We start from the raw sequence: 22402 nt of genomic DNA, 5'->3' as shown, positions 1-22402 counted from the left end.
AACTGACCCTGGTCCGACCTGTGTTCGACGTTCGATCAGACCATGGTCGCCCTAGGCCAGGGCCCGGGCAAGATAGGGGTTCGCAGTCGCCGGGAGGGGGAGGCCGAGGGCGGCAGTCGCGGATGCGAGTGTGCCTGCGTAGGAGTTGACGGCCCGGCGGACGTTGGGGGCGTCCAGACTCGACCCCGTCGCCAGGCGGTCGAGGTCGATGTACGCGGAGCGGACCATCTCGATCCGGCGATAGACCATCCAGTCCCTGGCCCAGTCCCGGGTGTACTCCGGGGCCAACCGCCTCTGCCAACGGAGGAACATCCGCTCCCTGATCTCCGGCCGGGTAGGCGTCAGGTGCATGTGCCTGACCAGGTCGTAGAGCGGGTCCCCGACCAGGGCCATCTCCCAGTCGATGATCGTCAGGGCCAGGGCGTCGTCGCGGCGCACCAGATTCCACGGGTTGAGGTCACCGTGCAGCAGGACCTTCGCCCGGCGGCTCACGCCGTATCGGGACAGCAGTTCACGCAGCCGCTGCTCGTCGGGGAGCCCGAGCATGCGGGCCAGTTGCAGCGACTCTTTCGGCAGGTCCCGCACTATGCCGCAGAGTTGTTCCTTCAGCCATACGAGGAAGTCGAATTCTCCCTGTGCCGGGTCCATCGATCGGTAATCCACACGCGCCAGTTCGGCCAGCTGGTCGACGAGGGCGTCTGCCTCGTGCGGCAGCAGACCGTTCACCGGGTGGCTGGGCGGCCGGTCGGCATGCGTGCCCACATAGGTCTGAATGCTGAGTTGGTCGCCCCGGTAACTCTCCCCCAGGGCGAGAACCTCGGGGGCCGCCACCCGGACAGGTGACTCCTGGATTGCCCGCAGGACGGAATGCTCACTCAGATATCTGGGCTCGCGGCGGGAGACGTCGGGCAGCTTGCGACGCACGACCACCGGAGCTGGCATGGCCTGCGTCCAGACCACGGAGTTGAGGTGCGCGGTTCCCTTGAAGACCCGATTCGCGGGAGCGGCGCCCTCTGCGAGCAGTGCGTCCCGCACGGCGGACGCCGGGAAGCGGGGATTCTCGGGAAGCCGCGGATCCGGCTGCCAGCCGAAAGCCTTGTTGATCCAGTCCCGGCCGCTCGCCGCCCCTTCGCCCCGCGACGCCAGCCACCGGAACAGGGCTCGTTCGATCTCGTCGTTCGCCGGAACGCCCCTGAGACGCAGAGGCTCCGCGGCTTCCCGCAGTGCGCGGCCGACCTCCACCGTCGCCTCGTCCAGGCTCTTCTGTGTGAACGACTCCTGCAAGGACCGCGCGGCCCGCATGACGTCGGGATAGAGGGACTGCGCCCTCTCGAAGTCGAGGTAGTGGGGCAGGTCCTTGGCGAAGCCCTTTGCCGCGCTGAACCGGCACTCCTGCATGGTCTCTGCCCACGCCTGGATCACCTCGTCCCGCTGACTGTCCGGGTACTGCATGCGCACCAGATGAGTGGCGAGGTCGTGCAGGGGGTCGCCGTAGGTCGCCAGTTCCCAGTCAACGCAGACGAGCGGCGGAACGCCGTCGTACGAGACGATCAGGTTGTCCCGGTGCAGGTCCGCGTGGAGCAGGCTGTATGGCCGCCGGGTCATGGCCGGCACCCGCTCGGCCAGCCGGAGCAGCGCGTCCTCACTCACGCCCAACGCCTTGAACAGTCCGCCGAACTCCGCCCAGTTGGGCTTGCGGATCTCCTCGTCGGCGAGATGAACAAGGGTCTTCAGGAAGGCCTGGCTGTCGCTGTGGTTTGCGGGCCAGGACTTCGGCAGCTCCGGCAGCGCGGGCAGACGCACCTGGGTCATCTGGACGAGCAGTCCAGCCAGCGCCTTCATCAGCAGGGTGTCGACAGGTTTGCCGTTTCCGCAGATGGTGGAGAGCGGCACGCCCTCCACATAGCTGTGGATGGAGTAGTCCGGCGTCTTCACCAGGCAGGCGGGCGCGTGGGGCAGGACGCCCTGAAGCGCGTCGAGGATCGCCGCTTCGTCCTGCCAGGTCCTGATCACCACGGGCAGCGCGTCCTGTCGGCGGATGCGCACCGTCACGGGCGTGCCCGGCTCGCGGCGCAGGTGTCGCGCCACCTCGTCCGTCAGCGGCAGCACATAGTTGCGATTGTGATGGCCGCTGGACGCCTGCGTGGACTCGGCGGCGCGTACGAAGGCGCGCAGGACGCCGGACGTGTCCTCGGCGGCCCGTTCCCCGAGGCGACGAAGGGGAACAAGGTGGTCGACCACTGGCCGCTCCGGATACTCGCGCAGGGATGGGTAGGGCAAACGGTAGATGCGCCGCACGGCCGGAGCGATGATCGAGTGAGCGCAATGGGTGGTTGCCACTCATCCGCGTCAGGCCGTTCGAGACTGGCTTGTTCGCCCTCTCATACGTGCGGACGGGAGCGATTGCTCGCGCGGTTCGGGCATGCTAGCGCAACCCGACCCGCCTGTTCGGCGGCTTGGTCATTCGGCGAGGAAGCTCCACAAGGACTCGAACCAGGACCGCCAGATCTCGACGAAAACGGTGCCCGACGAGTCCGGATCGGCGTCTTTCACCTGGTGGGTGAGGGTGGCGCCGAGACCCAGCGCGTCGAGGGCGGTGATCTCTTCACCGCATTCCAGTTCGATCTGGCGCTGGATCACCTCGTAGGGGCCGTGCAGCGCCTCCATGCCGTTCAGCAGATACAGCTTGAAGGCCGGCGTCAGCGGCGCGTGCCGGATCTGGACGTCGACCGCGGAAACGTACCTCTCCGTCTTCAGGTCCTTCAGCACCCCGCACAGCGAGTCCGTGTGACGGTCGGTGATGTCGTGCAGCCGGTTGCGCAGGCGGTAGTCGTTCCTGTCGTCCTTGACCCGCGGATAGGGCAGGTCGAGGTCGCGAGAGGGAAGGATCATGCGCAGGCCGATGTGCTCGGGGGCGATCGAGCCGCCGCGGATCCGCTCGGCCTGCAACCTGATGTGCGCGTCCAGCGATTCGGACGTCAGCGTGTAGACGTCCAGGGTGACGCGTCGCTGCTCGAAGGCCTCGCTGAGCAGCGGACCCAGTCTCACGCCATGACGCGACCGGGTGGCTCGGGGCGTCGACGACTGGATCCGCTGAGTCTTGATCACCCGGGAGCCGCTGCCCTGGCGGGACTCGATCCAGCCCTCGTCGGCCAGTTCCCTCAGCACCCGCTGCACGGTGTCGCGGGAGACCCCGTACTCCTCGGCCAGGTCCCGCTGGGAAGGCAGAAAGGAACGCAGCGAGTAGGTGCCGTCCGTCATGCGGGCACGCAGGTCGTCGGCGACCCTCTGGAACTCCCTGCCTCCGCCGTCACTGCCCCGCTGCGCGTCCACACCGCGCCTGTACCGCCGCCCGCCGCCCGGCAAACTCCCGGAGAGCGGGCTCAGGCGCTCCTGACCGCGTCCAGTACCGGTTCCAGGGACGGGACCACGAGTGTCGCGCCCGCGCCCGTGAGCAGTTTCTCCTTGCGTTCGTTACGCGCGTAGCCGAGGAAGGGGACGCCTGCCTCCCTGGCGGCCAGGAAGTCGGAGGGGGTGTCGCCGATCATCAGCGCGGTGCCGGGCGCCGAGCCCATGGCGCGCAGGGCGAGGTTCAGGCAGTGCGGGTGGGGCTTGAGGTGGCGGAGCTCCTGGGTGCGGCCGTAGACGTGGGGCGTGAAACACGAGGTGAGACCCCGGTTCGCGAGGTAGGTGGTGACCACCCGGGGGGAGTTGTTCGTGGTGATCGCCAGCCGCAGGCCGCGGGCCGTCAGGGTGCGTATCAGCGGGTCGGCGTAGGGCGTGGGCATCGCCGTGGCCGTGGCCTTCAGCTCTTCCTGGGTGAGGCGTTCCTCCAGCTCGGTGACCAGGTCGCTGCCCGGGTGCCGGCGGTCCACGGCGCGCAGTACGACGTGCGGGTCGAGCGAGTCCCGCTCGGAATCCGTCAGCAGGTGGTGCAGGCCCCTCCCCTCGAGCCACTCCACCAGGCCGTCGGCCACGACGTCCGCCGAGTGACCGGCGAAGAGACGGCAGATGGGTCCGTCGAAGTCCCAGAGGACGACGCGGGCGCGTCTGATCACCTCCCGCAGATCAGCGGTCTCGGTGTCGGTGTCGGGGGTCACCTGTTGAGTCTGCTGCGTATCAGAGGTCACTAGGAGAGTGTCAGGTCCGTCGTGATGGTTTCCCAGAGGGCGTCGAACCACTTCTGGGATTCCTCGACGAACGCGGCGTCGCGCTGACCGGCCGCCTTCTCGAAGGAGAAGAGGAGCGACTCGGTGCCCAGCACGTCGTACATGTCCAGGGTTCCGCTGTCGGTGGCCTCCTCGCGGCGGGTGACCATGTAGTACGCCATCAGCGCCTCCTGGCCGTTGAGGAGGTAGAGCTTGACCGGCGGGGTGAACGGCAGCGCGCGGAAGGTGATGTTGACGTCGATGCCGTGCGAGCGCAGGGTCTGCAGGTTGTGGCGGAGCACGTGACCCTGGGCGTTGCGCATGGCCAGCCAGCGCTGGTGGACCGGGTCGTCGTCGCCGCGGCCGTCGACCGGGACCGGGAAGGCGAGGCTGATGTACCGCGACGGCAGCAGGATGCGCACATCGATCCTGGCGGGCTTCAGCTGCCCCCCGTGGATCAGTCGCAGCGGTTCGCCCAGGGCTGGGATGAGGCTTTCGGCGGTGAGGCAGGCGGCGTCGACGCGCACATGGGGTGCCGAGAACGCGGCCGTGAGCCGGGGCGCCAGGGCGACCATCGTGGGCTGGGGCTCTTCGCGGCCCGGCGCCGGCGGCTGGGCGATCCGGGGCGGGCTGCCCTTGCTCACGTTGGTGAGCAGCCCGTCGTCCTGCAGTGACCGCAGGGCCTGGCGGACGGCGCCGCGCTCCACGCCGAACTCGTCGGCGAGTTCGGCCTGTGTGGGCAGCCGGTCGCCGGCCTTGAGCTCCCCGGTGCGGATGCGTTCGCGCAGCACATCGGCGATCTGCTGCGGTGAAAGCCTTCCGCTGCCGTTCACTGCCACGTTCTCCTGGGTCACGACCAAACGCTACAACTTCCATCCATCTGACGGGAGTTGTTTAAAAGTTGTTTAGCAGTTGCCACCAAGTGGGGACAACATAGTCATAGTTGGTTGCCAACTCAAGCGAGTTGGCGGAAGGTTTGCCTCCCACTTCCGGACTTCGGTCCCGGATCTCGATCCCGGCCTCGATCCGGGACCTCGTCTCCCAGCCTCCGAAGGGGGGAACCCGCCCATGCCCGCCCTTGTCCTCCTCTGCGCCGCCTTCGTCGTCGGCGTCGAACAGACCATCCAGTGGAAGTACGGCAGCACCGGCGCCGTCGGTCTGCTTCTGCTCAGCGTCGGCGTCAAGGCCAAGAGCCCTGCCATCAGTTCCCTCGGCGCCGTGATCCTCGCCCTCCTGGCCACCGGACCCGCCGTCAGCTCGTGAGCACCAGCTCCGAGCTGATGGTGTCCCACAGCGCGTCGAACCACCGGCGGGACTGCTCCACCAAGGTCGTGTCCCGCGGGCCGGCGCCCTCCTCGAAGGCGAACAGCAGCGACCGCGTGCCCTCGGCGTCGTACAGCTCCAGGTGCTCCTGGTCGATCGTCTGCTCGCCTCGGGTGACCGTGTAGTACGCGAACAACGCCTCCGTCCCGTTGAGCAGATACAGCTTGACGGGCGGAGTGAAGGGCAGCGCGCGGAAGGTGACGTGCACGTCGATGCCGTGCGTGGAACGCAGGGTCAGCAGGTTGTGCCGCAATACCTGGCCCTGGGCGTTGCGGTGGGCGAGCCAGTGGCGCTGCAGCCGTCCGCTGGGCGAGCCGTCCACCAAAGCGGGGAAGGCGAGGTCGATGTCCCGGGACGGCAGCAGGACCCGGACGTCGATCTTGGCCGGTTTCAGCTGCCCCGCGTGGATCTGCCGCAGCGGTTCGCCGATCGCGGCCGTCAGCGACACCGCGGTCAGGCAGAGGGCGTCGACCTCGACGTGCTCTGCCGCGAAGGCCGCGGTGATGCGGGGCGGCAGCCCCACCATCGAGGGCTGCGGCACCGCGCCGGGCCCGACCGGGAGGCCGGCCGCCTCGGACCGCGCCGCGACCGTCGCCGGGCTCCCTTTGGAGACGTTGCTGAGAAGCCGTTCCGACTGCAGAATGCGCAGGGCCTGGCGTACGGTGCCCCGTTCGACGCCGAACTCCTTGGCCAGCTTGGCCTGCGTGGGCATGCGCTGACCCGGCCGCAGCACTCCGGTCCTGATCCGGGTGCGCAACTCGTCGGCCACCTCACGGTGTGACGGCTGCGGCCGCTCCGCCTCCCTCCGCCCCTTGACGGAGGCATGTTCCGGCTCCACGTCCGCACACTACAACTTCTCGCCATCTTCCGGCAGTTCAAAGAGAGATGGTTATAGGACGCTTCCAAGCGGACATAAGTACAGTGAAGTTGGCAGCCAACTTCAACGACATGGTCAAGCTTCTAGACGGTTGGCCGGTGGGCCCCCTTCCGGAGGGGAGCCGGGAGCCCGCACGGCCGGCACCGACGTACAGCCACAACTGAACAGCACCCGCTCAGCCACAACTTCAGAACGACGCACAGCCACAACTGAACAGCTACGGATGAGCGGATCCAGGGGTTCAGGTCCATGGATCCGCTGCCACACCGCACCGACCGCTCACGAGAGGAGCCGTCAGAACATGTCCGGGCACCAAGGCCGCCCGGACGTACGCAGCAGGGCGTCGGCCCCCCGGGCGGCGCCCGCTCGTTCTTCCCGGAGCCGGCCGAGGGCCGCCAGCCGCGCCGCGGACTCGTCGCCCAGCCACAGCGTCGCCAGCTCGCCGATGTCGAGAGTGAGGTCGGCGCTTCGGGTCGTCGGCACGCAGGAGGCGCCGTCGGGGGTCGCGTCCAGCAGGAAGCGGCCGCCGGCCGGGCCGGTCCCGTCGACGACCTCCAGCACCATCGCTCCCGCCGTGTCGTAGGTACGCGCCTCCAGGGCCCGCACGACGTCCAGGATCCGCACCCACAGCCAGTCCGCCTGCGTGGTGACGGCCGCCGCGCGCGGGTCCGGCAGGTAGAGCGGCAGCAGGTCGCCCGGGGAGCGCCGGCCCGACGTCACCCGGGTGATCCAGTCGATGGAGCAGAGGTAGTGCCACAGGGCGCGCTCCGCCGCCGGGGTCACCGCGATCAGCCATCTCACCGACGCCGTGTTCAGCGGCTGCTTGGCGTCGCTCCACTTGTCGTCGGCCTGGTAGGCGACCAGTCCCTCCACCTCGCCGTCCGGGGAGCGGTACACCGCGTAGAAGGGCTCGGTCCAGGGGTCACCGGTCGGGTTCGCCAACCCGGTCTGGACGTCCCACCACCGGTCGCTCCTGCTGACGGCGCCGGGCTGGGCGCGCCGCAGCCGCTCGTGCAGCCCGGGGCCCGTCTTGCGGACCTCGTCGCCGTCGACGAGGTCGATCCGGCCCTCCTCCGGCTGACCCGATCGGCGCGGGTCCAGTCCGGCGCGCGGCACGTCGATCGACCACTCGGTCATCGTGGTGGCCGGACCGAAGCCGTAGCGGCCGTAGATGCGGTACTCGGCCGCGATGAGCGTGGCCACGACGTCCCCGCGCTCCTTCGCGGCGGAGAGGTCGTCGGTCATCAGCCGGGTGAGCAGGCCGCGGCGGCGGTGCGTGGGCGAGACGGTGACGTTGGAGATCGCGTCGGCTGGGACGGCGGCGCCGCCGACGGCGGTGAGCTCCTGCGGGAAGGAGCGGAACGTGGCGACGCAGCGGCCGGCGTCGAAGGCGCCCGAGGTGCGGGATTCCGAGATCGCCGCGCGGCGTTCCGCCAGCAACTGTTCGGTGACGCCCGGCGGGCGCAGGAAGCCCGTGTCCAGGGCCCTTATCCAGTCCGGGAGTTCGGAGTCGGTGATCAGACGGGTGTCGACGGGGAGGCTGGATCGGTTGGCTCGGCTGGTCATGGCGTCACCGTAAGCAGGCCCGGCCGGACGCCGCGCGCGTTTATCGCCGCCGGCCGCGCCCGCCCGTCCACCCGCGGACCGTCCGTCGGCGACCGCCGGCCCCGGGCCACCGGGTTCGGGCCACCGGGTTCGGCACCGGGTGCGGGGGCGGGGCGGTGCTCCCCCCGGGCTCACACCAGCAGGTCCTCCACCTGCGCCTCCCCCTCCCGGTAACGCCTGGTGATCTCCGCGCCGGACTCGTCGGCCGTCCGCTGGAGGTGCTGACGGCGGCCGGAGACCTGCTGCTCATAGCGCACCAGCCGGGCCATCGCCTCGTGCAGCTCGAGGTCCGTACGGGCGTCGAGGTCGGAGAGCTCGACGTCGGCCAGCATGTCGGCGGCCAGCCGTCTGCCCTCCTCGCTGTGCGGGGTGCCCAGGGTGACGTGCCGCGCGGAGGAACGGTGCCGGGCCGGACCGTCCGTGAGGATCTCCGGCAGCCGGTCCACCACGGAGGCCGCGCCCGTGGGCGAGCGCCGGACCAGCTCGGCGCGCAGGATGTCGATCCGTCCCTGCAACAGCCGTCGTACGTAACTGAGGTCGGCCTCGTCCCGCTGGGCGTCCCGGCGCAGGGTGCGCAGTTCGGGCAGGCTCAGCCGGGCCAGCTCCTGCTCGGGCGGTTCGACGGGCAGCACGGGGCTGTCGCTGCGCTGTGCGGGCGGCCGGTGTGCAGCCGACCGCTCGGTACTCGGTGTGCTCATGTGCCTCAACCGTCCCCTCGACCGGCGTGTGGAATGCATCGTGCCACCCCAAGTCGCTTCTTTGTGACCGAGTCCCCCCGAACGGCCCCAGACAGGGGCTTAAGGATCAAAAATGGGCCAGTCGCCGGTCCGCGCCCGCGACCCGGCATCATGGTCCGCATGCGAGCGGTGGTGCAGAGGGTGGACGGCGCGAGCGTCGTCGTGGACGGCGAGACGGTCGGCGAGATCAGCGGCGAGGGACTGTGCGTCCTGGTGGGCGTCACCCATGACGACACCGCGCAGAAGGCGGCCCAGCTCGCACGCAAACTCTGGTCGGTGCGGATGCTGCACGACGAGAAGTCCTGCAGTGACATCGCCGCCCCGCTGCTGGTGATCAGCCAGTTCACGCTGTACGGCGACGCGCGCAAGGGCCGCCGGCCCACCTGGAACGCGGCCGCGCCGGGCCCCGTCGCCGAACCGCTCGTCGACGAGGTCGTGGCGCAGCTGCGTGCCCTCGGGGCCACCGTGGCGACGGGCCGCTTCGGTGCGCGGATGCGGGTGTCGCTGACGAACGACGGCCCGTTCACGGTCCTGATCGAGGTCTAGGGCTGGTCCGGAACTGGTCTGGCACTGGTCCGGGGCTGGTCCCGGCTCGTCGGCGTCCCGCCCGGGGCGGCCGGTCCGGGACCTGCCCGGAACAGCCGGTCCGAGGCCTGTCCGGGACCGGTCCGGGACCGGTCCGGGACGGCTCCCCGCTAGGGCTCGACGACGAGTTCCTGCGCCGCCGCCGTGGAGCCCGCCAGCAGCGGGGCGTCCACCGGGACGTTGCGCTTCACCAACGCCAGGGCGACCGGGCCGAGTTCGTGGTGGCGTGCGGACGTGGTGATGAAGCCGATCTTCCGGCCGTCGGGCGCCTCGTCGGCGACGCGGAGTTCGGTGCCCGCGGCGGGCAGGTGGACCTCGCTGCCGTCGAGGTGGAGGAAGACCAGGCGGCGGGGCGGCTTGCCGAGGTTCTGGACCCGGGCGACCGTCTCCTGGCCCCGGTAGCAGCCCTTCTGCAGATGCACGGCGGTGCCGATCCAGCCGAGCTCGTGCGGAATGGTGCGGTGATCGGTCTCGAAGCCGAGGCGCGGACGGTGCTGCTCGACGCGGAGCGCCTCGTGGGCCAGGATCCCGGCAGGCGGACCGGCCTGTCCGGCGTACGACTCCAGGTCGGCGCGCGGCAGGAAGAGGTCGCGGCCGTGCGCGGTCTCGCGGACCACGACGCCCGGCGGGACGGACGCGATCGACCCGGCGGGCAGATGGACGACGGCGGTGTCCGCGGTCCGGTCGGCGACCTCGACCCGGTAGAAGAACTTCATCGACTCCAGGTACGCGATCAGCGCGTCCTGGGTGCCGGGCTCCACGTGCGCCCAGACCGTCGTGCCGTCGTCGACCAGGTACAGCGCGTGCTCGATGTGACCGTGCGCGGAGAGGATCAGCGCCTCGGCGGCCTGGCCGACGGGAAGGTCGGTGAGGTGCTGGGTGAGCAGGAGGTGCAGCCAGCTCAGCCGGTCCTCGCCGGTGACGGCGACGACTCCGCGGTGCGAGAGGTCGACGAAACCGGCGCCGTCGGCGAGGGCGCGCTGCTCGCGGAACAGGTCGCCGTAGTGACCGGCGACGTCTTCGTCCACGCCCTCGGCGGGGACGGCGCCGGGCAGGGACAGCAGAGGGCTCTTCATGCGGCCAAGCCTACGACCCGGTAGGCGAACCCTTGACGGTCGAACCCTTGAGCGTGCAGTCCTGGCAGCGGCCGAAGATCGCGAAGTGCTTCATGTCGGTCTCGAAGCCGAAGCTCTGCCGCAGCTTGGCCGTGAACTCGGCGGCTACCTGCACATCCGCCTCGATGACGTTGTCGCAGTCCCGGCACACCAGGTGGATGTGGTGGTGCCGCTCGGCGAGGTGGTACGTCGGCGCCCCGTGTCCCAGGTGCGCGTGGCTGACCAGCCCCAGCTCCTCCAGGAGCTCCAGGGTCCGGTACACCGTGGAAATGTTGACCCCCGACGCCGTCTTCCTCACTTCCACGAGGATCGCGTCGGGGGTCGCGTGCTCCAGGGTGTCCACGGCCTCCAGGACAAGCTGGCGCTGCGGCGTCAGGCGGTATCCGCGCTGCCGCAGGTCGCTCTTCCAGTCAGTGCTTTCAGTGCTCACCACACAGAAGAGTCTAGGTCCGTCCGGGACTACTTGAAGAAGGCGATTCCGTCGTCCGGCATGTCGTCGGGGAGGGCCTTCGCCCAGCGTTCGACGTCCTCCGGGGTGACGACCTTCTTCAGATGGGCCGACATGTAGGGGCGCAGTTCGACCTCGGGGGTCTGCTTCTCGCCGACCCACATGAGGTCGCTCTTGACGTACCCGTACAGGCGCTTGCCGCCGGTGTAGGGGCCGGAGGCGGCCGTGCGGGCCACCGCGTCGGTGACGAGGTCGATCTGCGGCTTCTTGTCGGCGAGCTCGCCGTACCAGATCTCGACCACGCCGTCGTCGCGGACCATCGTCACCTCGACCTTGCGGTCGGCGTCGATGCGCCAGAAGCCGGACTCGGACTCCAGGGGACGGACCTTGTTGCCGTCGTTGTCCAGCACCCACGTGTGGGAGTGGTACTCCAGGAAGTCACGGCCGTCGTGCGCGAAGGTGACCTCCTGCCCGAAGTTGCACTTCTGCGATCCAGGGAAGTCGTGCACGCCGGCGCCCGCCCAGCTGCCGAGCAGGAAGGCGAGGGGGACGAGGTCCTTGTGGAGGTCGGACGGAATCTCGATCATGAGTGGCAGTTCCTGGAGGTGGTCGGTCTCAGCGCTGGCCCTGGTACAGCTTCTTCACGGTCAGACCGGCGAAGGCGAGAACGCCTACGCAGACCAGGACCAGCAGGGCTTCGAAGAAGATCTCCACGGGTGCTCCTCGGATGAGCGTGCTTCGGGTACGGACGCCTCGCGACACGTACGACAGGGCCGGGCCCCAGCTTACGCGGCCGGAACCCCGCCCTCCTTGTGAGGTACGCCCTCCACGGGCGTCAGCTCAGCAGCTGACTCTGCAGGGTCACGGTCTGCTGGAACGGAACGGCCGCCGCGGCGCCCTTGCGGGACTGCAGCACGAGGGCGATGACGTCGCCGGCGTGCAGGTAGGCCTGCCGCAGCTGCTCCGCGCCGTACGGCTTCACCTCGTCGTAGGCGTGACGTTTGACGTTCGGCACGTCGGCGACGATGGGGTACCCGTCGTCGAACTCCGTCTCGGCCGCGCCGCGGGCCTCGTGCACCGGGCCGGTGAACGTGGTGAGCGCGGTGTACACGCCGTCGGCGACCACTCCCGTGTCGAACTGCAGCAGGTAGACGCCGGTGCGGGTGCCGTCCGGGGTGGTCCAGCCCCGGGCCGCGATGTGCCGCAGGCCGTTGTCGGTGAGCAGCTGCCCCACGACGGCGCGGTCCTCCTTCGCCTCGAACACCGGCAGGAAGTCCTTGGTGGCCAGCCAGCCGTCGGCGCCGCGCAGCGCCTTGTCCTGCGTCGAGCCCTCGGGCGCGGGAAGAAGCAGCGCCCGCAGGTCCGCGTAGTGGGCGGAGCCCCCGTTCCTGGTGTCGAACGGGCTCGGGCTGCCGGAGGGCAGCGGCGGCCTGGCGATGTCCGGGTAGGCCCAGCGGCCGTCCGACGTGGTGGCGAGCCCGGGCAGGTCCGTGCGCTCCATGCGCGTGATCCCGTACGCGGTTCCCGCCCCGAGCGCGGCGAAGACCGTCACGACGGCGGTCCAGCGCAGGACGGCCCGCAGGACACGGCGGTCCTTGGGGGCGGGCGGGTCCTGCGGGCCAGGGAGGGGGTCGGAAGCTGCGTCCGGGAGGGGGTCGGGAGCTGCGTCGGAAACGGTTTCGGAGGATGCCCCGGAGGCGTCTGTCGGCTCCGGCTGTGACTCCGGCAGCGGCTCCGGGGCAGGCGTCGGTTCCGTAAGCGGTTCCGGCTGCGGCTCCGGGGCCGGTGGCGGCTGCAGGCGGGGGTGCTCGGTGGTCATACGGCCTGTCCCGGGTCGTCGATACGGTCGAGTTGCTTGGCGAAGAACTTGGCGACGAACGTGCCGTCGATCGGTTCGGGTGCGGCCGATGTGACGCTGACCAGCACGTCTCCCACGGCGGCGGTGCACAGCGCCACGCCCAGGTCCTTGGTCTTGCCCTTGGGGCTCAGGAAGCATCGCGCGTCAGGGTGGCCGTCGATCTTCGGACCCTTGCGGAAGACGTCCATGGCGGCGACGAAGCCGTTGAAGGCCGCCGCCGACCGGCGCACGGCGGTCGGGTTCTCCTGCCTCGACAGGGTGACCTCGAAGGTGACCGCCTTGGAGTTGTAGTCCGGTCCGGGGGCGACGTAACTGCGCCTCGCCATGCCCTTGATGCGCTCCTTGTCGACCATCTTCTCCAGCTTTCGGCGTGAGGCGCTGGGCAGCTCCCTGAACGACTCCTTGCGCAGGGCGGTGGCCTGCGCGCCGCTGAACTCGGTGTCCTGTCCGAACTCGTCCAGATCGGGGCCGGGTTGGAAGCCGTCGTCGAACGGCAGCATCAGGGCTCTCAGTCCCGACCCGGCCGCGCCGCCCTTCTTCCCGCCGTCTCTCTCGGCGGACAGGGCGGGGAACTTCCAGGCGGGGCTTCCGGGGTCGCGGTCGGCGTCCTGGACCTTCACGACGGTCCAGCCGATACCGCCGACGACCGCGCAGGCCAGCAGCACGGACCCGGCTACGGCGGCGACCCGGCCGGCGCGGCGGGCGCCGGGCTTCCCCGCGGCGGGCTTGTCGGTCACGGAAACGGCTTCCGCTTCCGCTTCGGCCGCGGTGGTCTCGCCGCTTTCGGCCGCGGTGGTCTCGCTCACAGCTTCCCCACCTGCCGCTCGGCCAGGTCCATGATCGTTCCCTTGGATATCGGCTTGCTGTCGTAGACGCGGATCTCCATGCAGACGTCTCCCCGCCAGGCGTACGCCTCGGCCGAGTACAGCGGGAGGTAGCCGGGCTTGCGTTCGGGTGTGTCGTGCACATAGGCCACGCCGTTGCCGTCCCCGGTGCCGGGGATGGGCCAGTCACGGGTGTCGTGCACCTTCTCGGCCCAGTAACGGCCGTTCTCGGCCCACTCGGACGCCTCCAGCGCGTCCGTCTGGCGGAACTGCACGAGGTTGATCTCGGCGCTGTACGTCTCGCCCACCCGCCACGAGACCGCGGCCGCACGGCGGAACTCGTCGTCGAGGAGGTTGTCGAACACGACAGACGGCTTCGTGTAGCCGCTCGCGTAGGTGACCAGGTCCGCCCAGCCGTCCCTCTCCGTCTGGGTCCCTTTGTCCTTCGCCCCCCTGGGCCGCGTGATCAGCAGCTTGCGCAGGTCGCCGTCGGTCCTGACCCGGCGGTCCTGCGCCGCCGACAGCGGTTCGACCTCGCCCCCGGCCTGTGCCACGACGGGCTGGGAGAGCGGCGGCAGCGCGGTGGGCGCACGGCCGGCCTGGATCACGTACCCGGTGCAGGCCCCGGAGACCACCCCGAGCAGGGCGGCTCCGGCGATCATCAGTGTCGTACGCCCCCGGCGCCGGGTCCCGGGGCGCCGGCTGGACGAGTCGGCCTCATCCGGCCTTTCCGGATCTTCCACAATGTTCCCCCTCATATGTGAAGCGCTTTCGGTAACACGCTTCACAGGAGACCCATGATCAACATCGGCGGTTGTAAGGAACCTGATTACGATTCGGGTATGGCGAAGAAGCTCGTGATCAAGGTGACGGCGGGGGCCGATGCGCCCGAACGGTGCTCTCAGGCGTTCACGGTCGCCGCGGTCGCCGTGGCCAGCGGCGTCGAGGTCTCCCTGTGGCTGACCGGGGAGTCCGCCTGGTTCGCGCTGCCGGGCCGGGCCGCGGAGTTCGAGCTCCCGCACGCGGCGCCGCTGCCCGCTCTCCTCGAATCCGTCCTGGCCGGCGGCCGTCTCACCCTGTGCACCCAGTGCGCGGCCCGCCGGGACATCACGGAGAAGGACGTCATCGACGGCGTCCGGATCGCGGGGGCGCAGGTGTTCGTCCAGGAGGCGCTGGGCGAGGACACGCAGGCGCTCGTGTACTGAACCACCGCCCGGGGCGTTCTACGGGCGGCGTCTCTTGCCGTCGAGTTCGTCCCACCACTCGTCGGACTCGGGGTCGCCCGAGGGGTCGTCCCACCAGCGGTCCTCGGGGCCGCGGCGGTTGGCGACCATCGCCGCGACCGGCGGGATGACCATCGCCACCAGGCACATCGCGACGGCCGCGGGCGTCGACCAGATGCGCACGACCGCCCAGGCCAGGACGAACAGCGTGATGCAGGCGCCCATCATCGCGAAATAGACGTGCCGTCGGCGGGCCAACATACGTCCAGGGTAGGCCGGGACACGGCGAAGGGCCGTGTCCCGGGCGTCCGACCCGTGGGACACGGCCCCTACGTCGTGTACGTCGTGCTCAGACCGCGATCGCGACCTCGGCGAGACCGCCCTGCTGGGCGACCACGGTGCGGTCGGCGGTGCCGCCGGGCACGAGGGCGCGGACGGTCCAGGTGCCTTCGGCCGCGTAGAAGCGGAACTGTCCGGTGGCGGAGGTCGGGACCTCCGCGGTGAACTCGCCGGTCGAGTCCAGCAGACGGACGTAGCCCGTCACCGGCTCGCCGTCCCGGGTCACCTGACCCTGGATCGTGGTCTCACCGGGCTTGATCGTCGAGGCGTCCGGGCCGCCGGCCTTCGCTCCACACATGTGTTTCTCCAGAGGGGTCTGACCAGAAGGTCGGTCGGGTGGGATTACTTGTTGGCGCCGAGCTCGATCGGGACGCCGACCAGGGAGCCGTACTCGGTCCAGGAGCCGTCGTAGTTCTTGACGTTCTCCACGCCCAGCAGCTCGTGCAGCACGAACCAGGTCAGGGCCGAGCGCTCGCCGATGCGGCAGTACGCGATGGTGTCCTTGGCCAGGTCGACCTGCTCGTCGGCGTAGAGCTCCTTGAGCTCGTCGTCCGACTTGAACGTGCCGTCGTCGTTGGCGTTCTTCGACCACGGGATGTTGCGGGCGGACGGGACGTGGCCCGGACGCTGCGACTGCTCCTGCGGCAGGTGGGCGGGAGCGAGCAGCTTGCCGCTGAACTCGTCGGGCGAGCGGACGTCGACCAGGTTCTGGACGCCGATGGCCGCCACGACGTCGTCGCGGTAGGCGCGGATGGCCGTGTTCTGCGGCTTGGCCTTGTAGTCGGTCGTCGCGCGCTCGGGCACCTCTTCGACCAGCTCGCGGGCGTCCAGCTCCCACTTCTTGCGGCCGCCGTCGAGGAGCTTGACGTTCTCGTGGCCGTACAGCTTGAAGTACCAGTAGGCGTACGAGGCGAACCAGTTGTTGTTGCCGCCGTAGAGGATCACCAGCGTGTCGTTGGCGATGCCCTTCGCGGACAGGAGCTTCTCGAAGCCCTCCTGGTCGACGAAGTCACGGCGGACCGGGTCCTGCAGGTCCTGGGTCCAGTCGATCCGGATCGCGTTCCTGATGTGGTTCTTCTCGTACGCGGACGTGTCCTCGTCGACCTCGACAATGGCGATGTCGGCATTGTCGAGGTTGGCCTCGACCCAGTCGGCGTCGACCAGTACGTCGCTGCGGCTCATGCTCGTTCTCCTCCGGGGCAGTTACGGCGGGGGTGTGCAAGAAAAGAGGGGTGCGCGACCGGGACTCGCCGGCAGCCGGCGCACGGATGCCCTCGGAAGAGGGCGGGGGAGACGCGGAAGGCCGGCGGCGCTTCCGCTCAGAAGGGGCGACAGAGCATGGCGGCGACGCGGCACAGGTCTACTGCCCGCCGCTTCGTGAGATCCGCCTGTCGCTGCATCATGCCGTCGATCGTAGGGACGGACAGGCGGCCATGTCATCAACGCTCCGCATAGTGAGACGCGATCGTCCGCATGCTGGGAACGCGGAAGCGCCCGGACCGTGGGGACACGGGTTCCGGGCGCTTGTATCCGTCGTCAGCTCTGCCGCGCGGACGGTCGCGTCTCGCCTGTCGGACGGCCGGCGTCCATCTGCGGTTCATCCGTCGACGGCCCGTCGACCGGCGGTTCGTCGACCGGCGGTTCGTCGACCGGCGGTTCGTCCGTCAGTGTCCAGCCTTACCCGGCCAGCCTGACGTTCGAACCCTTCACCGAGATCTCGACGCCGTCCTTGCCCGCCTGGACCTTGTCGAGCTTGATGCCGCCGGGCAGGTCGTCGATCTTCTGCTGGAAGTCGGTGATCAAGCGCGCCTCGTTCTCGGCGGCCCGCACCCCGCCGAAGCTCGGCAGCGAGTCGGCGTGCACGCGGACGGTGTCGCCCTGCACGGTGACCGTGCTCAGGACGTACACGGGCTGCGGCAGCTTGGTGCCGAGCACGGTGGCCTGGACGGCGACCTTGATCTTGCCGTTGCCCCCGTCCGAGAGACCGACGACGTTCGCGGTGACGCCCCGCACCACCTCGGTCGGCTCGGCCTTGGCCGTCTTCAGCAGCTCGGCGTAGGTGATCGAGGCAGTGCCGGTGGCGCTGGTGGCGGTCGCGGAGCTGTAGTCGCCGGAGAACTCGACGCCCTTCATGTTCGCCTGGAGGTCGCCGATGCGGATCGTCCGACCGCTGGTGCCGGTCGCCGCCTGGTAGTCCTTGATGCCCACCTCGACGTCGTCCAGTGAGCCGCCGACGACCTGGGTGAGGAACGGGAAGCCCTTGATGGACACGTCCGGGGTGGCGGCGAGGCCCTCGTTGGCCTTGAGCTTGTCGGCCACCTCGCCCTCCGCGAAGTTCACGGCGAGACGGTCCGCCAGCACGAACAGGCCGCCCAGGATCACGACGACGACCACAAGTATGCGGAGTGCACGCATGACGGATATTCCCCCACCGGACGACCTGAACAGTTCACTGACAACGGTTCAAGGTAACCCTTGGGGAAAGGCCCGCCGCCGGATTGTCGATCACCTGTGACAGACCCTTACCGCTCTTACCTCCTTACGCCGGCTTCCTACGCCAGCGCCCGCCCCAGCACGTACACCGCGGGCGCCGCCGCGGCCAGCGGCAGGGCCACGCCCGCCGTGAAGTGCACGAAACGGGAGGGGTAGTCGTAGCTCGCGACGCGGTGGCCGATGAGCGCGCAGCCCGCCGCGCCCGCGCCGAGCAGAGCGCCCGCGGCGCCCAGACCGGTCATCCCGCCGACCGCGATGCCCGCGCCCGCCGCGGCGAGCAGGGACACCACGACGGAGGCCGGGGTGGGCAGCGGCAGCGCCCGGGCGAGGACGGCCACGGCCACCGCGGCCGCGCCGACCGACACCGCGTCCGGATCGGCGCCGAGGTGGCCGGTGGCGAGGACGGCCAGCGCACTGGAGGTGACGGTCGCCATCAGGCCGTACATGCGCTCGTCGGGGTCGGCGTGCGAGCGCAGCTGCAGGACGAGGCAGAGCAGGACCCAGACGCCCAGGGTGCCGAGGATGGCGGCGGGCGCGTGCTCCCGTCCGGCGGCGAGGAGCACCGCGTCCGAGACCAGCGCGCCCAGGAAGGCGAGGGCGATGCCCTGCCGGGCGGGCCACATGCCGTTCAGCCGGAACCAGCCCGCGGCCGTCACCGCCTGGAGGACGACGAGCGGGACGAGCAGGGCGTACGAACCGATCGCCGCCGTGCCGGAGAGCAGCAGGCCGAGCAGCGCGGTGAGCGCGGCCGGCTGCATGCCCGGCTCGATGATCGGCGAGCGGCCCTCCAGCCGGGCCCGCTGGGCGTCGGTGACCCGGGCGTTGCCGCCCATCGTGGCGGGGCCGTAGCCCGAGCCGGTGCCGCCCGCGGGCTGGGAGACCGCGACGGCGGGCGCCGGCCCGGCGGACGCGTGAGAGGTGTGAGAGGCGTGAGACGCCGGCCGGGCGGCGGCAGCGTGTCGGCCGTCCGTCCCGTCCGCCGGGTCTCCGTAGGCGGCCTGCGGGTTCCCGTACGCGGGAGCCCCGCCCGTCTGCGGCGGCAGGTAGGCGGTTCGGGCCGGTTCGGCGGCCGTGGCCGGGTCCGCGGCGGTGACCGGCGGCTGGACGCTCGTCTCCCAGGTCTGCCCCTGCCACTGCTGCGTGTACTGGAGGTGCGCCTGCGGGTCGTCGTACCCCTGCTGCTGCCCCGGCCACGCCTGCTGGTGCGCCTGCTGGGGCTGCTGCACCTGCTGCGGCTGCGGCTGCTGGGCGTACGGATCGTGGTCCGGCCGGCCCTGGTACCCCTGGTGGCCCTCGTGGCCGTCGTGGCTCTGGTGGCCGTCGTGGCTCTGGTGGCCGTCGTGGCTCTGATAGCCCTCGTGGCCGTGATAGCCCTCTTGGCCCTGATAGCCCTGGTGGCCCGGGTAACCCTGATGGTCGTACGGCTGGTCGGTCATCTCACCCTCCTGCGAACGGCGGGAGCACCTCGACCGTGCCGCCGTCGGCCAGCCGTACCGTCTCATGTTCGCGGGTGCCCACGGGGTCACCGTCGACGAGGAACGAGCATCGCCGCAGGACACGCACGAGTTCGCCGGGGTGTCGCTCGCGTACGGCGTCGAGCGCCTCGGCGAGCGTCGCCGCTTCCTGCGACTCCTCGGCGATGCCGGCCGCGGCCTTCGCGGCGGCCCAGTAGCGCACCGTGACCTGGGGCATGGGTTCCTCAATCGATCGGCTGTGTACACGGTCAGGCTAGCCCGCCCGGGCGACCGCCCAGTCCCCGATGCGGGCCAGCAGGCCGTCGCCGGCCGCGTGCTCGGCGTGGCCCATGCCGTGCTCCACCCAGAGTTCGCCGTGTCCGGCGGCGGCCTCCGCCAGCATCCGGGGGTGGTCGAGCGGGAAGTAGCCGTCCCGGTCGCCGTGCACGATCAGCAGCGGCGTGGGGGCGATCCTCGGGACCGCCTGCACCGGGGACAGCGGAACCGGGTCCCAGTCACGGCGGTGGATGCGGGTGCGGAAGCCGTAGCGGCCGACGAGGCGGCCCTCGGGGCGGGTGACCATCCAGTGCAGCCGGCGCATGGGGGCCGTGCCGCGGTAGTACCAGCGGGCGGGGGCGCTCACCGAGACCACGGCGTCGACCGTCCCGGGGTGCAGCGCCGCGTGGCGCAGGACCACCGAGCCGCCCATGGAGAAGCCGACGGTCACCACGCGCGCGTGCCCGAGCGCATGCGCCCGGTCGACGGCGGCGGCCAGGTCGAGGACCTCGCGGTCGCCCACCGTCGAGTGCCCGCCGGAGCGGCCGTGCCCGCGGAAGGAGAAGGTGACGACGGCGCCGTACCGGGCGAGGACGGACGCCACCCGCCGTACGTGCGGCCGGTCCACGTCGCCGGTGAACCCGTGTGCGACGACGAACACCGGATGTCGGGCGGATGACCCGTCGGCGTCGTATACGACCGCACCCGGTTCGTATACGAAATCGATGGAAACCCCGTCGGCGGTGGGCAGAAACGTCCGCAATGGTGCGGAGGTGCCCGTCTCGCAATTCGGACGAACGGTGGAACGCACCACATGACCTGCCGGACCGCTGCTCATGTGGGCTATTCTGCTGGACAGAGGACTCGGGCAGCGCAGCCCCCGGGTCCTTTCGTGCTTTCGGACGCGTTGTATACGAGCGGACACCGAGCGGGAAACGCCAGGTGAACGTGGGTGTACGGGCCCCGGGAACGCAGAGCAGTGCCGTGACAGCCGCAGTGCCGCAAGAACTCCCCCACCGCCCCCAAGCGTGGGAGGGACCCCACGCAGGGACCGAGGAGGAACCAGACATATGAGTTCTCTGCTGCTCCTGACCAACGCTCTCCAGCCCTCGACGGAAGTACTGCCGGCCCTCGGCCTGCTGCTGCACAACGTGCGCGTGGCCCCGGCGGAAGGCCCCGCTCTCGTCGACACCCCGGGCGCCGACGTCATCCTCGTGGACGGGCGTCGCGACCTGCCCCAGGTGCGCAGCCTGTGCCAGCTGCTGCGCTCCACCGGGCCGGGCTGTCCGCTCGTCCTCGTCGTGACCGAGGGCGGCCTCGCCGCCGTCACCGCCGACTGGGGCATCGACGACGTGCTCCTGGACACCGCCGGACCGGCCGAGGTCGAGGCCCGGCTGCGGCTGGCCATGGGCCGCCAGCAGATCGTCAACGACGACTCCCCGATGGAGATCCGCAACGGCGACCTGTCGGTCGACGAGGCGACCTACAGCGCGAAGCTGAAGGGGCGGGTCCTGGACCTCACCTTCAAGGAGTTCGAGCTCCTGAAGTACCTCGCCCAGCACCCGGGCCGGGTGTTCACGCGCGCACAGCTGCTCCAGGAGGTCTGGGGCTACGACTACTTCGGCGGCACCCGCACGGTCGACGTCCACGTACGGCGGCTGCGGGCCAAACTGGGCCCGGAGCACGAGTCGCTGATCGGAACCGTCCGCAACGTCGGTTATCGATTCGTTACCCCTGAGAAGGGGGAGCGCTCCACGGACGAGACCACGGCGAAGACGGACCGGCCGGAGCGGGCAAAGACGGACGAGGCAGACAACGTGTCCGCCCTGGACGCCACCGAGGTCTCGGCGGAGGCGTAGGTACCCGCCAGTAGGCCTCACACCTGCTCGGACAGGGCGTTGCTTCCGCAAGCAGAAGGTTCTTCACGCCCTGCCCAGAGCCGGTCCATCCGCGTAGACTCCGCGCGTGGCAAAGGTGACTCGGGATGACGTGGCGCGACTGGCGGGGACTTCGACCGCCGTCGTCAGTTACGTCATCAACAACGGACCCCGGCCGGTCGCCCCGGCCACGCGCGAGCGTGTCCTCGCCGCCATCAAGGAGCTGGGGTACCGGCCCGACCGGGTCGCCCAGGCGATGGCGTCCCGACGCACCGACCTCATAGGCCTGATCATCCCGGACGCCCGTCAGCCGTTCTTCGGCGAGATGGCGCACGCGGTCGAGCAGGCCGCCTCCGAGCGCGGGAAAATGGTGCTGGTCGGCAACACCGACTACGTCGCCGAGCGCGAGGTCCACTATCTGCGGGCTTTCCTCGGGATGCGGGTCTCCGGCCTCATCCTCGTCAGCCACGCACTGAACGACCAGGCGGCCGCCGAGATCGACGCCTGGGACGCGCGCGTGGTGCTGCTGCACGAACGTCCCGAGGCCATCGACGACGTCGCCGTCGTCACCGACGACCTCGGCGGCGCCCAGCTCGCCGTACGTCACCTCCTGGAGCACGGCCACCCGTACGTCGCCTGCGTCGGCGGAACCGCCGAGACCCCCTCCGTCGGCGACCCGGTCTCCGACCACGTCGAGGGCTGGCGGCGCGCGATGGACGAGGCCGGGATCAGCACGGAGGGCCGGCTCTTCGAGGCCCCCTACAACCGCTACGACGCCTACCGCGTCTCCCTCGAGCTGCTGGCGGGCCCGGACCGGCCGCCGGCCGTCTTCTGCTCCACCGACGACCAGGCGATCGGCCTGCTGCGTGCGGCGCGCGAGCTGCGCATCGACGTCCCCGGCGAGCTGGCGGTCATCGGCTTCGACGACATCAAGGAAGCGGCCCTCGCCGACCCGCCCATGACAACGATCGCGTCGGACCGCTCGGCGATGGCCCGGGCCGCCGTCGACCTCGTCCTGGACGACGGTCTGCGGGTCGCGGGTTCCCGGCGCGAGCGCCTGAAGGTGTTCCCCTCCCGTCTGGTGGCACGGCGGTCCTGCGGCTGCGAGCAGCCTGCGTGAACAGCGCCTGGGCCGTGCCCGGGCAGCCTTCATGAGACCTGTCTGAGAGACCTCGCGCCGCCGTCGCGTCCGGCTTTATATCGGGCATACGAGGTTCTGC

The 22402-nt window shown here is 70.3% G+C and carries 26 protein-coding genes; 5 read left to right on the top strand and 21 right to left on the bottom strand.

The genetic code is table 11. The features are described from left to right. Positions 1–51: 51 nt before the first annotated feature. The 4 genes from OHS82_RS22805 to OHS82_RS22790 form a co-directional block, all read right to left on the bottom strand. Positions 52–2241: a phosphotransferase family protein gene (locus OHS82_RS22805; RefSeq protein ID WP_057579237.1), complete on the bottom strand. Its 2190-nt coding sequence runs from the start codon at positions 2239–2241 to the stop codon at positions 52–54. 219 nt (positions 2242–2460) lie between these two features. Further along, the gene (locus OHS82_RS22800; protein WP_328434375.1) at positions 2461–3333 is read right to left on the bottom strand and encodes a winged helix-turn-helix domain-containing protein; all 873 of its coding nucleotides are present in this window, start codon (positions 3331–3333) and stop codon (positions 2461–2463) included. 50 nt (positions 3334–3383) lie between these two features. Continuing rightward, complete coding sequence (locus OHS82_RS22795; RefSeq protein WP_057579242.1) at positions 3384–4130, bottom strand: HAD family hydrolase; 747 nt, start codon at positions 4128–4130, stop codon at positions 3384–3386. After that, positions 4130–5008, bottom strand: a complete 879-nt coding sequence (locus OHS82_RS22790; protein ID WP_199863799.1) for a winged helix-turn-helix domain-containing protein — start codon at positions 5006–5008, stop codon at positions 4130–4132. Before OHS82_RS22790 ends, OHS82_RS22795 begins: the two co-directional genes overlap by 1 nt. 208 nt (positions 5009–5216) lie before the next feature. On the opposite strand from OHS82_RS22790, the gene OHS82_RS22785 reads away from it, so the two are divergent. After that, positions 5217–5411, top strand: a complete 195-nt coding sequence (locus OHS82_RS22785) for a hypothetical protein (RefSeq protein WP_057579244.1) — start codon at positions 5217–5219, stop codon at positions 5409–5411. On the opposite strand, the gene OHS82_RS22780 is transcribed toward OHS82_RS22785, so the two are convergent. From OHS82_RS22780 to OHS82_RS22770, 3 genes are all read right to left on the bottom strand, one after another. Beyond that, positions 5401–6309 carry a GntR family transcriptional regulator gene (locus OHS82_RS22780; protein WP_057579246.1) on the bottom strand — a complete coding sequence of 303 codons (909 nt, stop codon included), beginning with the start codon at positions 6307–6309 and terminating at the stop codon, positions 5401–5403. The genes OHS82_RS22785 and OHS82_RS22780 overlap by 11 nt on opposite strands. A 333-nt stretch (positions 6310–6642) precedes the next feature. Next, positions 6643–7914 (bottom strand): GNAT family N-acetyltransferase, encoded by a 1272-nt coding sequence (locus tag OHS82_RS22775; RefSeq protein ID WP_328434374.1) that lies wholly within the window; start codon positions 7912–7914, stop codon positions 6643–6645. A 170-nt stretch (positions 7915–8084) separates the two neighbouring features. Continuing rightward, positions 8085–8651: an RsiG family protein gene (locus tag OHS82_RS22770; protein WP_057579249.1), complete on the bottom strand. Its 567-nt coding sequence runs from the start codon at positions 8649–8651 to the stop codon at positions 8085–8087. A 159-nt stretch (positions 8652–8810) separates the two neighbouring features. Between OHS82_RS22770 and dtd the strand changes: the two genes are divergently transcribed. Further along, entirely contained in the window at positions 8811–9236 is a 426-nt protein-coding gene (gene dtd / locus OHS82_RS22765) for a D-aminoacyl-tRNA deacylase (RefSeq protein WP_057579432.1), read from the top strand. Positions 9237–9385: 149 nt separating this feature from the next. Here the strand turns inward: dtd and ygfZ are convergent, their stop codons facing one another. The 6 genes from ygfZ to OHS82_RS22735 all read right to left on the bottom strand — a co-directional run bounded on the left by ygfZ (position 9386) and on the right by OHS82_RS22735 (position 14182). Beyond that, positions 9386–10351 carry a CAF17-like 4Fe-4S cluster assembly/insertion protein YgfZ gene (gene ygfZ / locus OHS82_RS22760; RefSeq protein ID WP_057579254.1) on the bottom strand — a complete coding sequence of 322 codons (966 nt, stop codon included), beginning with the start codon at positions 10349–10351 and terminating at the stop codon, positions 9386–9388. Between the two features lie 10 nt (positions 10352–10361). After that, entirely contained in the window at positions 10362–10823 is a 462-nt protein-coding gene (locus OHS82_RS22755) for a Fur family transcriptional regulator (protein WP_199863800.1), read from the bottom strand. Between the two features lie 26 nt (positions 10824–10849). After that, complete coding sequence (locus tag OHS82_RS22750) at positions 10850–11425, bottom strand: FABP family protein (RefSeq protein WP_057579256.1); 576 nt, start codon at positions 11423–11425, stop codon at positions 10850–10852. Between the two features lie 248 nt (positions 11426–11673). Beyond that, positions 11674–12657, bottom strand: coding sequence for a hypothetical protein (locus OHS82_RS22745; protein ID WP_443041872.1), 984 nt, complete (start codon positions 12655–12657; stop codon positions 11674–11676). After that, entirely contained in the window at positions 12654–13502 is an 849-nt protein-coding gene (locus OHS82_RS22740; protein ID WP_328434372.1) for a hypothetical protein, read from the bottom strand. Before OHS82_RS22740 ends, OHS82_RS22745 begins: the two co-directional genes overlap by 4 nt. Then, positions 13499–14182, bottom strand: coding sequence for a hypothetical protein (locus OHS82_RS22735; protein ID WP_057579259.1), 684 nt, complete (start codon positions 14180–14182; stop codon positions 13499–13501). The genes OHS82_RS22740 and OHS82_RS22735 overlap by 4 nt, the downstream gene beginning before the upstream one ends. 180 nt (positions 14183–14362) lie before the next feature. Here OHS82_RS22735 and OHS82_RS22730 point away from each other — a divergent pair, with 180 nt between their 5' ends. Beyond that, positions 14363–14725, top strand: coding sequence for a DsrE family protein (locus OHS82_RS22730; RefSeq protein ID WP_057579260.1), 363 nt, complete (start codon positions 14363–14365; stop codon positions 14723–14725). A gap of 18 nt (positions 14726–14743) precedes the next feature. Here OHS82_RS22730 and OHS82_RS22725 read toward each other — a convergent pair whose 3' ends face one another. From OHS82_RS22725 to OHS82_RS22695, 8 genes are all read right to left on the bottom strand, one after another. Further along, entirely contained in the window at positions 14744–15004 is a 261-nt protein-coding gene (locus OHS82_RS22725) for a DUF3099 domain-containing protein (protein WP_328434371.1), read from the bottom strand. A gap of 88 nt (positions 15005–15092) precedes the next feature. Next, positions 15093–15380, bottom strand: a complete 288-nt coding sequence (locus OHS82_RS22720) for a DUF1416 domain-containing protein (protein ID WP_004986406.1) — start codon at positions 15378–15380, stop codon at positions 15093–15095. A 44-nt stretch (positions 15381–15424) separates the two neighbouring features. Then, positions 15425–16264: a sulfurtransferase gene (locus tag OHS82_RS22715; protein WP_107443282.1), complete on the bottom strand. Its 840-nt coding sequence runs from the start codon at positions 16262–16264 to the stop codon at positions 15425–15427. A 137-nt stretch (positions 16265–16401) separates the two neighbouring features. After that, positions 16402–16482: an Ms5788A family Cys-rich leader peptide gene (locus OHS82_RS43545; protein WP_351335063.1), complete on the bottom strand. Its 81-nt coding sequence runs from the start codon at positions 16480–16482 to the stop codon at positions 16402–16404. Positions 16483–16759: 277 nt separating this feature from the next. Further along, complete coding sequence (locus OHS82_RS22710) at positions 16760–17497, bottom strand: LmeA family phospholipid-binding protein (protein WP_057579266.1); 738 nt, start codon at positions 17495–17497, stop codon at positions 16760–16762. Between the two features lie 137 nt (positions 17498–17634). Continuing rightward, positions 17635–19011: a hypothetical protein gene (locus OHS82_RS22705; protein ID WP_328434370.1), complete on the bottom strand. Its 1377-nt coding sequence runs from the start codon at positions 19009–19011 to the stop codon at positions 17635–17637. Between the two features lies 1 nt (position 19012). Then, positions 19013–19267, bottom strand: coding sequence for a MoaD/ThiS family protein (locus OHS82_RS22700; RefSeq protein ID WP_057579267.1), 255 nt, complete (start codon positions 19265–19267; stop codon positions 19013–19015). A 36-nt stretch (positions 19268–19303) separates the two neighbouring features. Then, positions 19304–20143, bottom strand: a complete 840-nt coding sequence (locus OHS82_RS22695) for an alpha/beta hydrolase (protein ID WP_079041287.1) — start codon at positions 20141–20143, stop codon at positions 19304–19306. A gap of 232 nt (positions 20144–20375) precedes the next feature. Between OHS82_RS22695 and OHS82_RS22690 the strand changes: the two genes are divergently transcribed. Both OHS82_RS22690 and OHS82_RS22685 read left to right on the top strand, forming a co-directional pair. After that, positions 20376–21164, top strand: a complete 789-nt coding sequence (locus OHS82_RS22690) for a response regulator transcription factor (RefSeq protein ID WP_057579271.1) — start codon at positions 20376–20378, stop codon at positions 21162–21164. A 106-nt stretch (positions 21165–21270) separates the two neighbouring features. Continuing rightward, positions 21271–22302, top strand: coding sequence for a LacI family DNA-binding transcriptional regulator (locus OHS82_RS22685; protein ID WP_079041288.1), 1032 nt, complete (start codon positions 21271–21273; stop codon positions 22300–22302). The last annotated feature ends 100 nt before the right edge of the window (positions 22303–22402 follow it).

Origin of the sequence: Streptomyces sp. NBC_00425, from assembly GCF_036030735.1 — a bacterium.
GTDB lineage: Bacteria > Actinomycetota > Actinomycetes > Streptomycetales > Streptomycetaceae > Streptomyces.
Note: the sequence above shows the minus strand (reverse complement) of the source record. Positions and strands in the feature narration are given on the sequence as shown.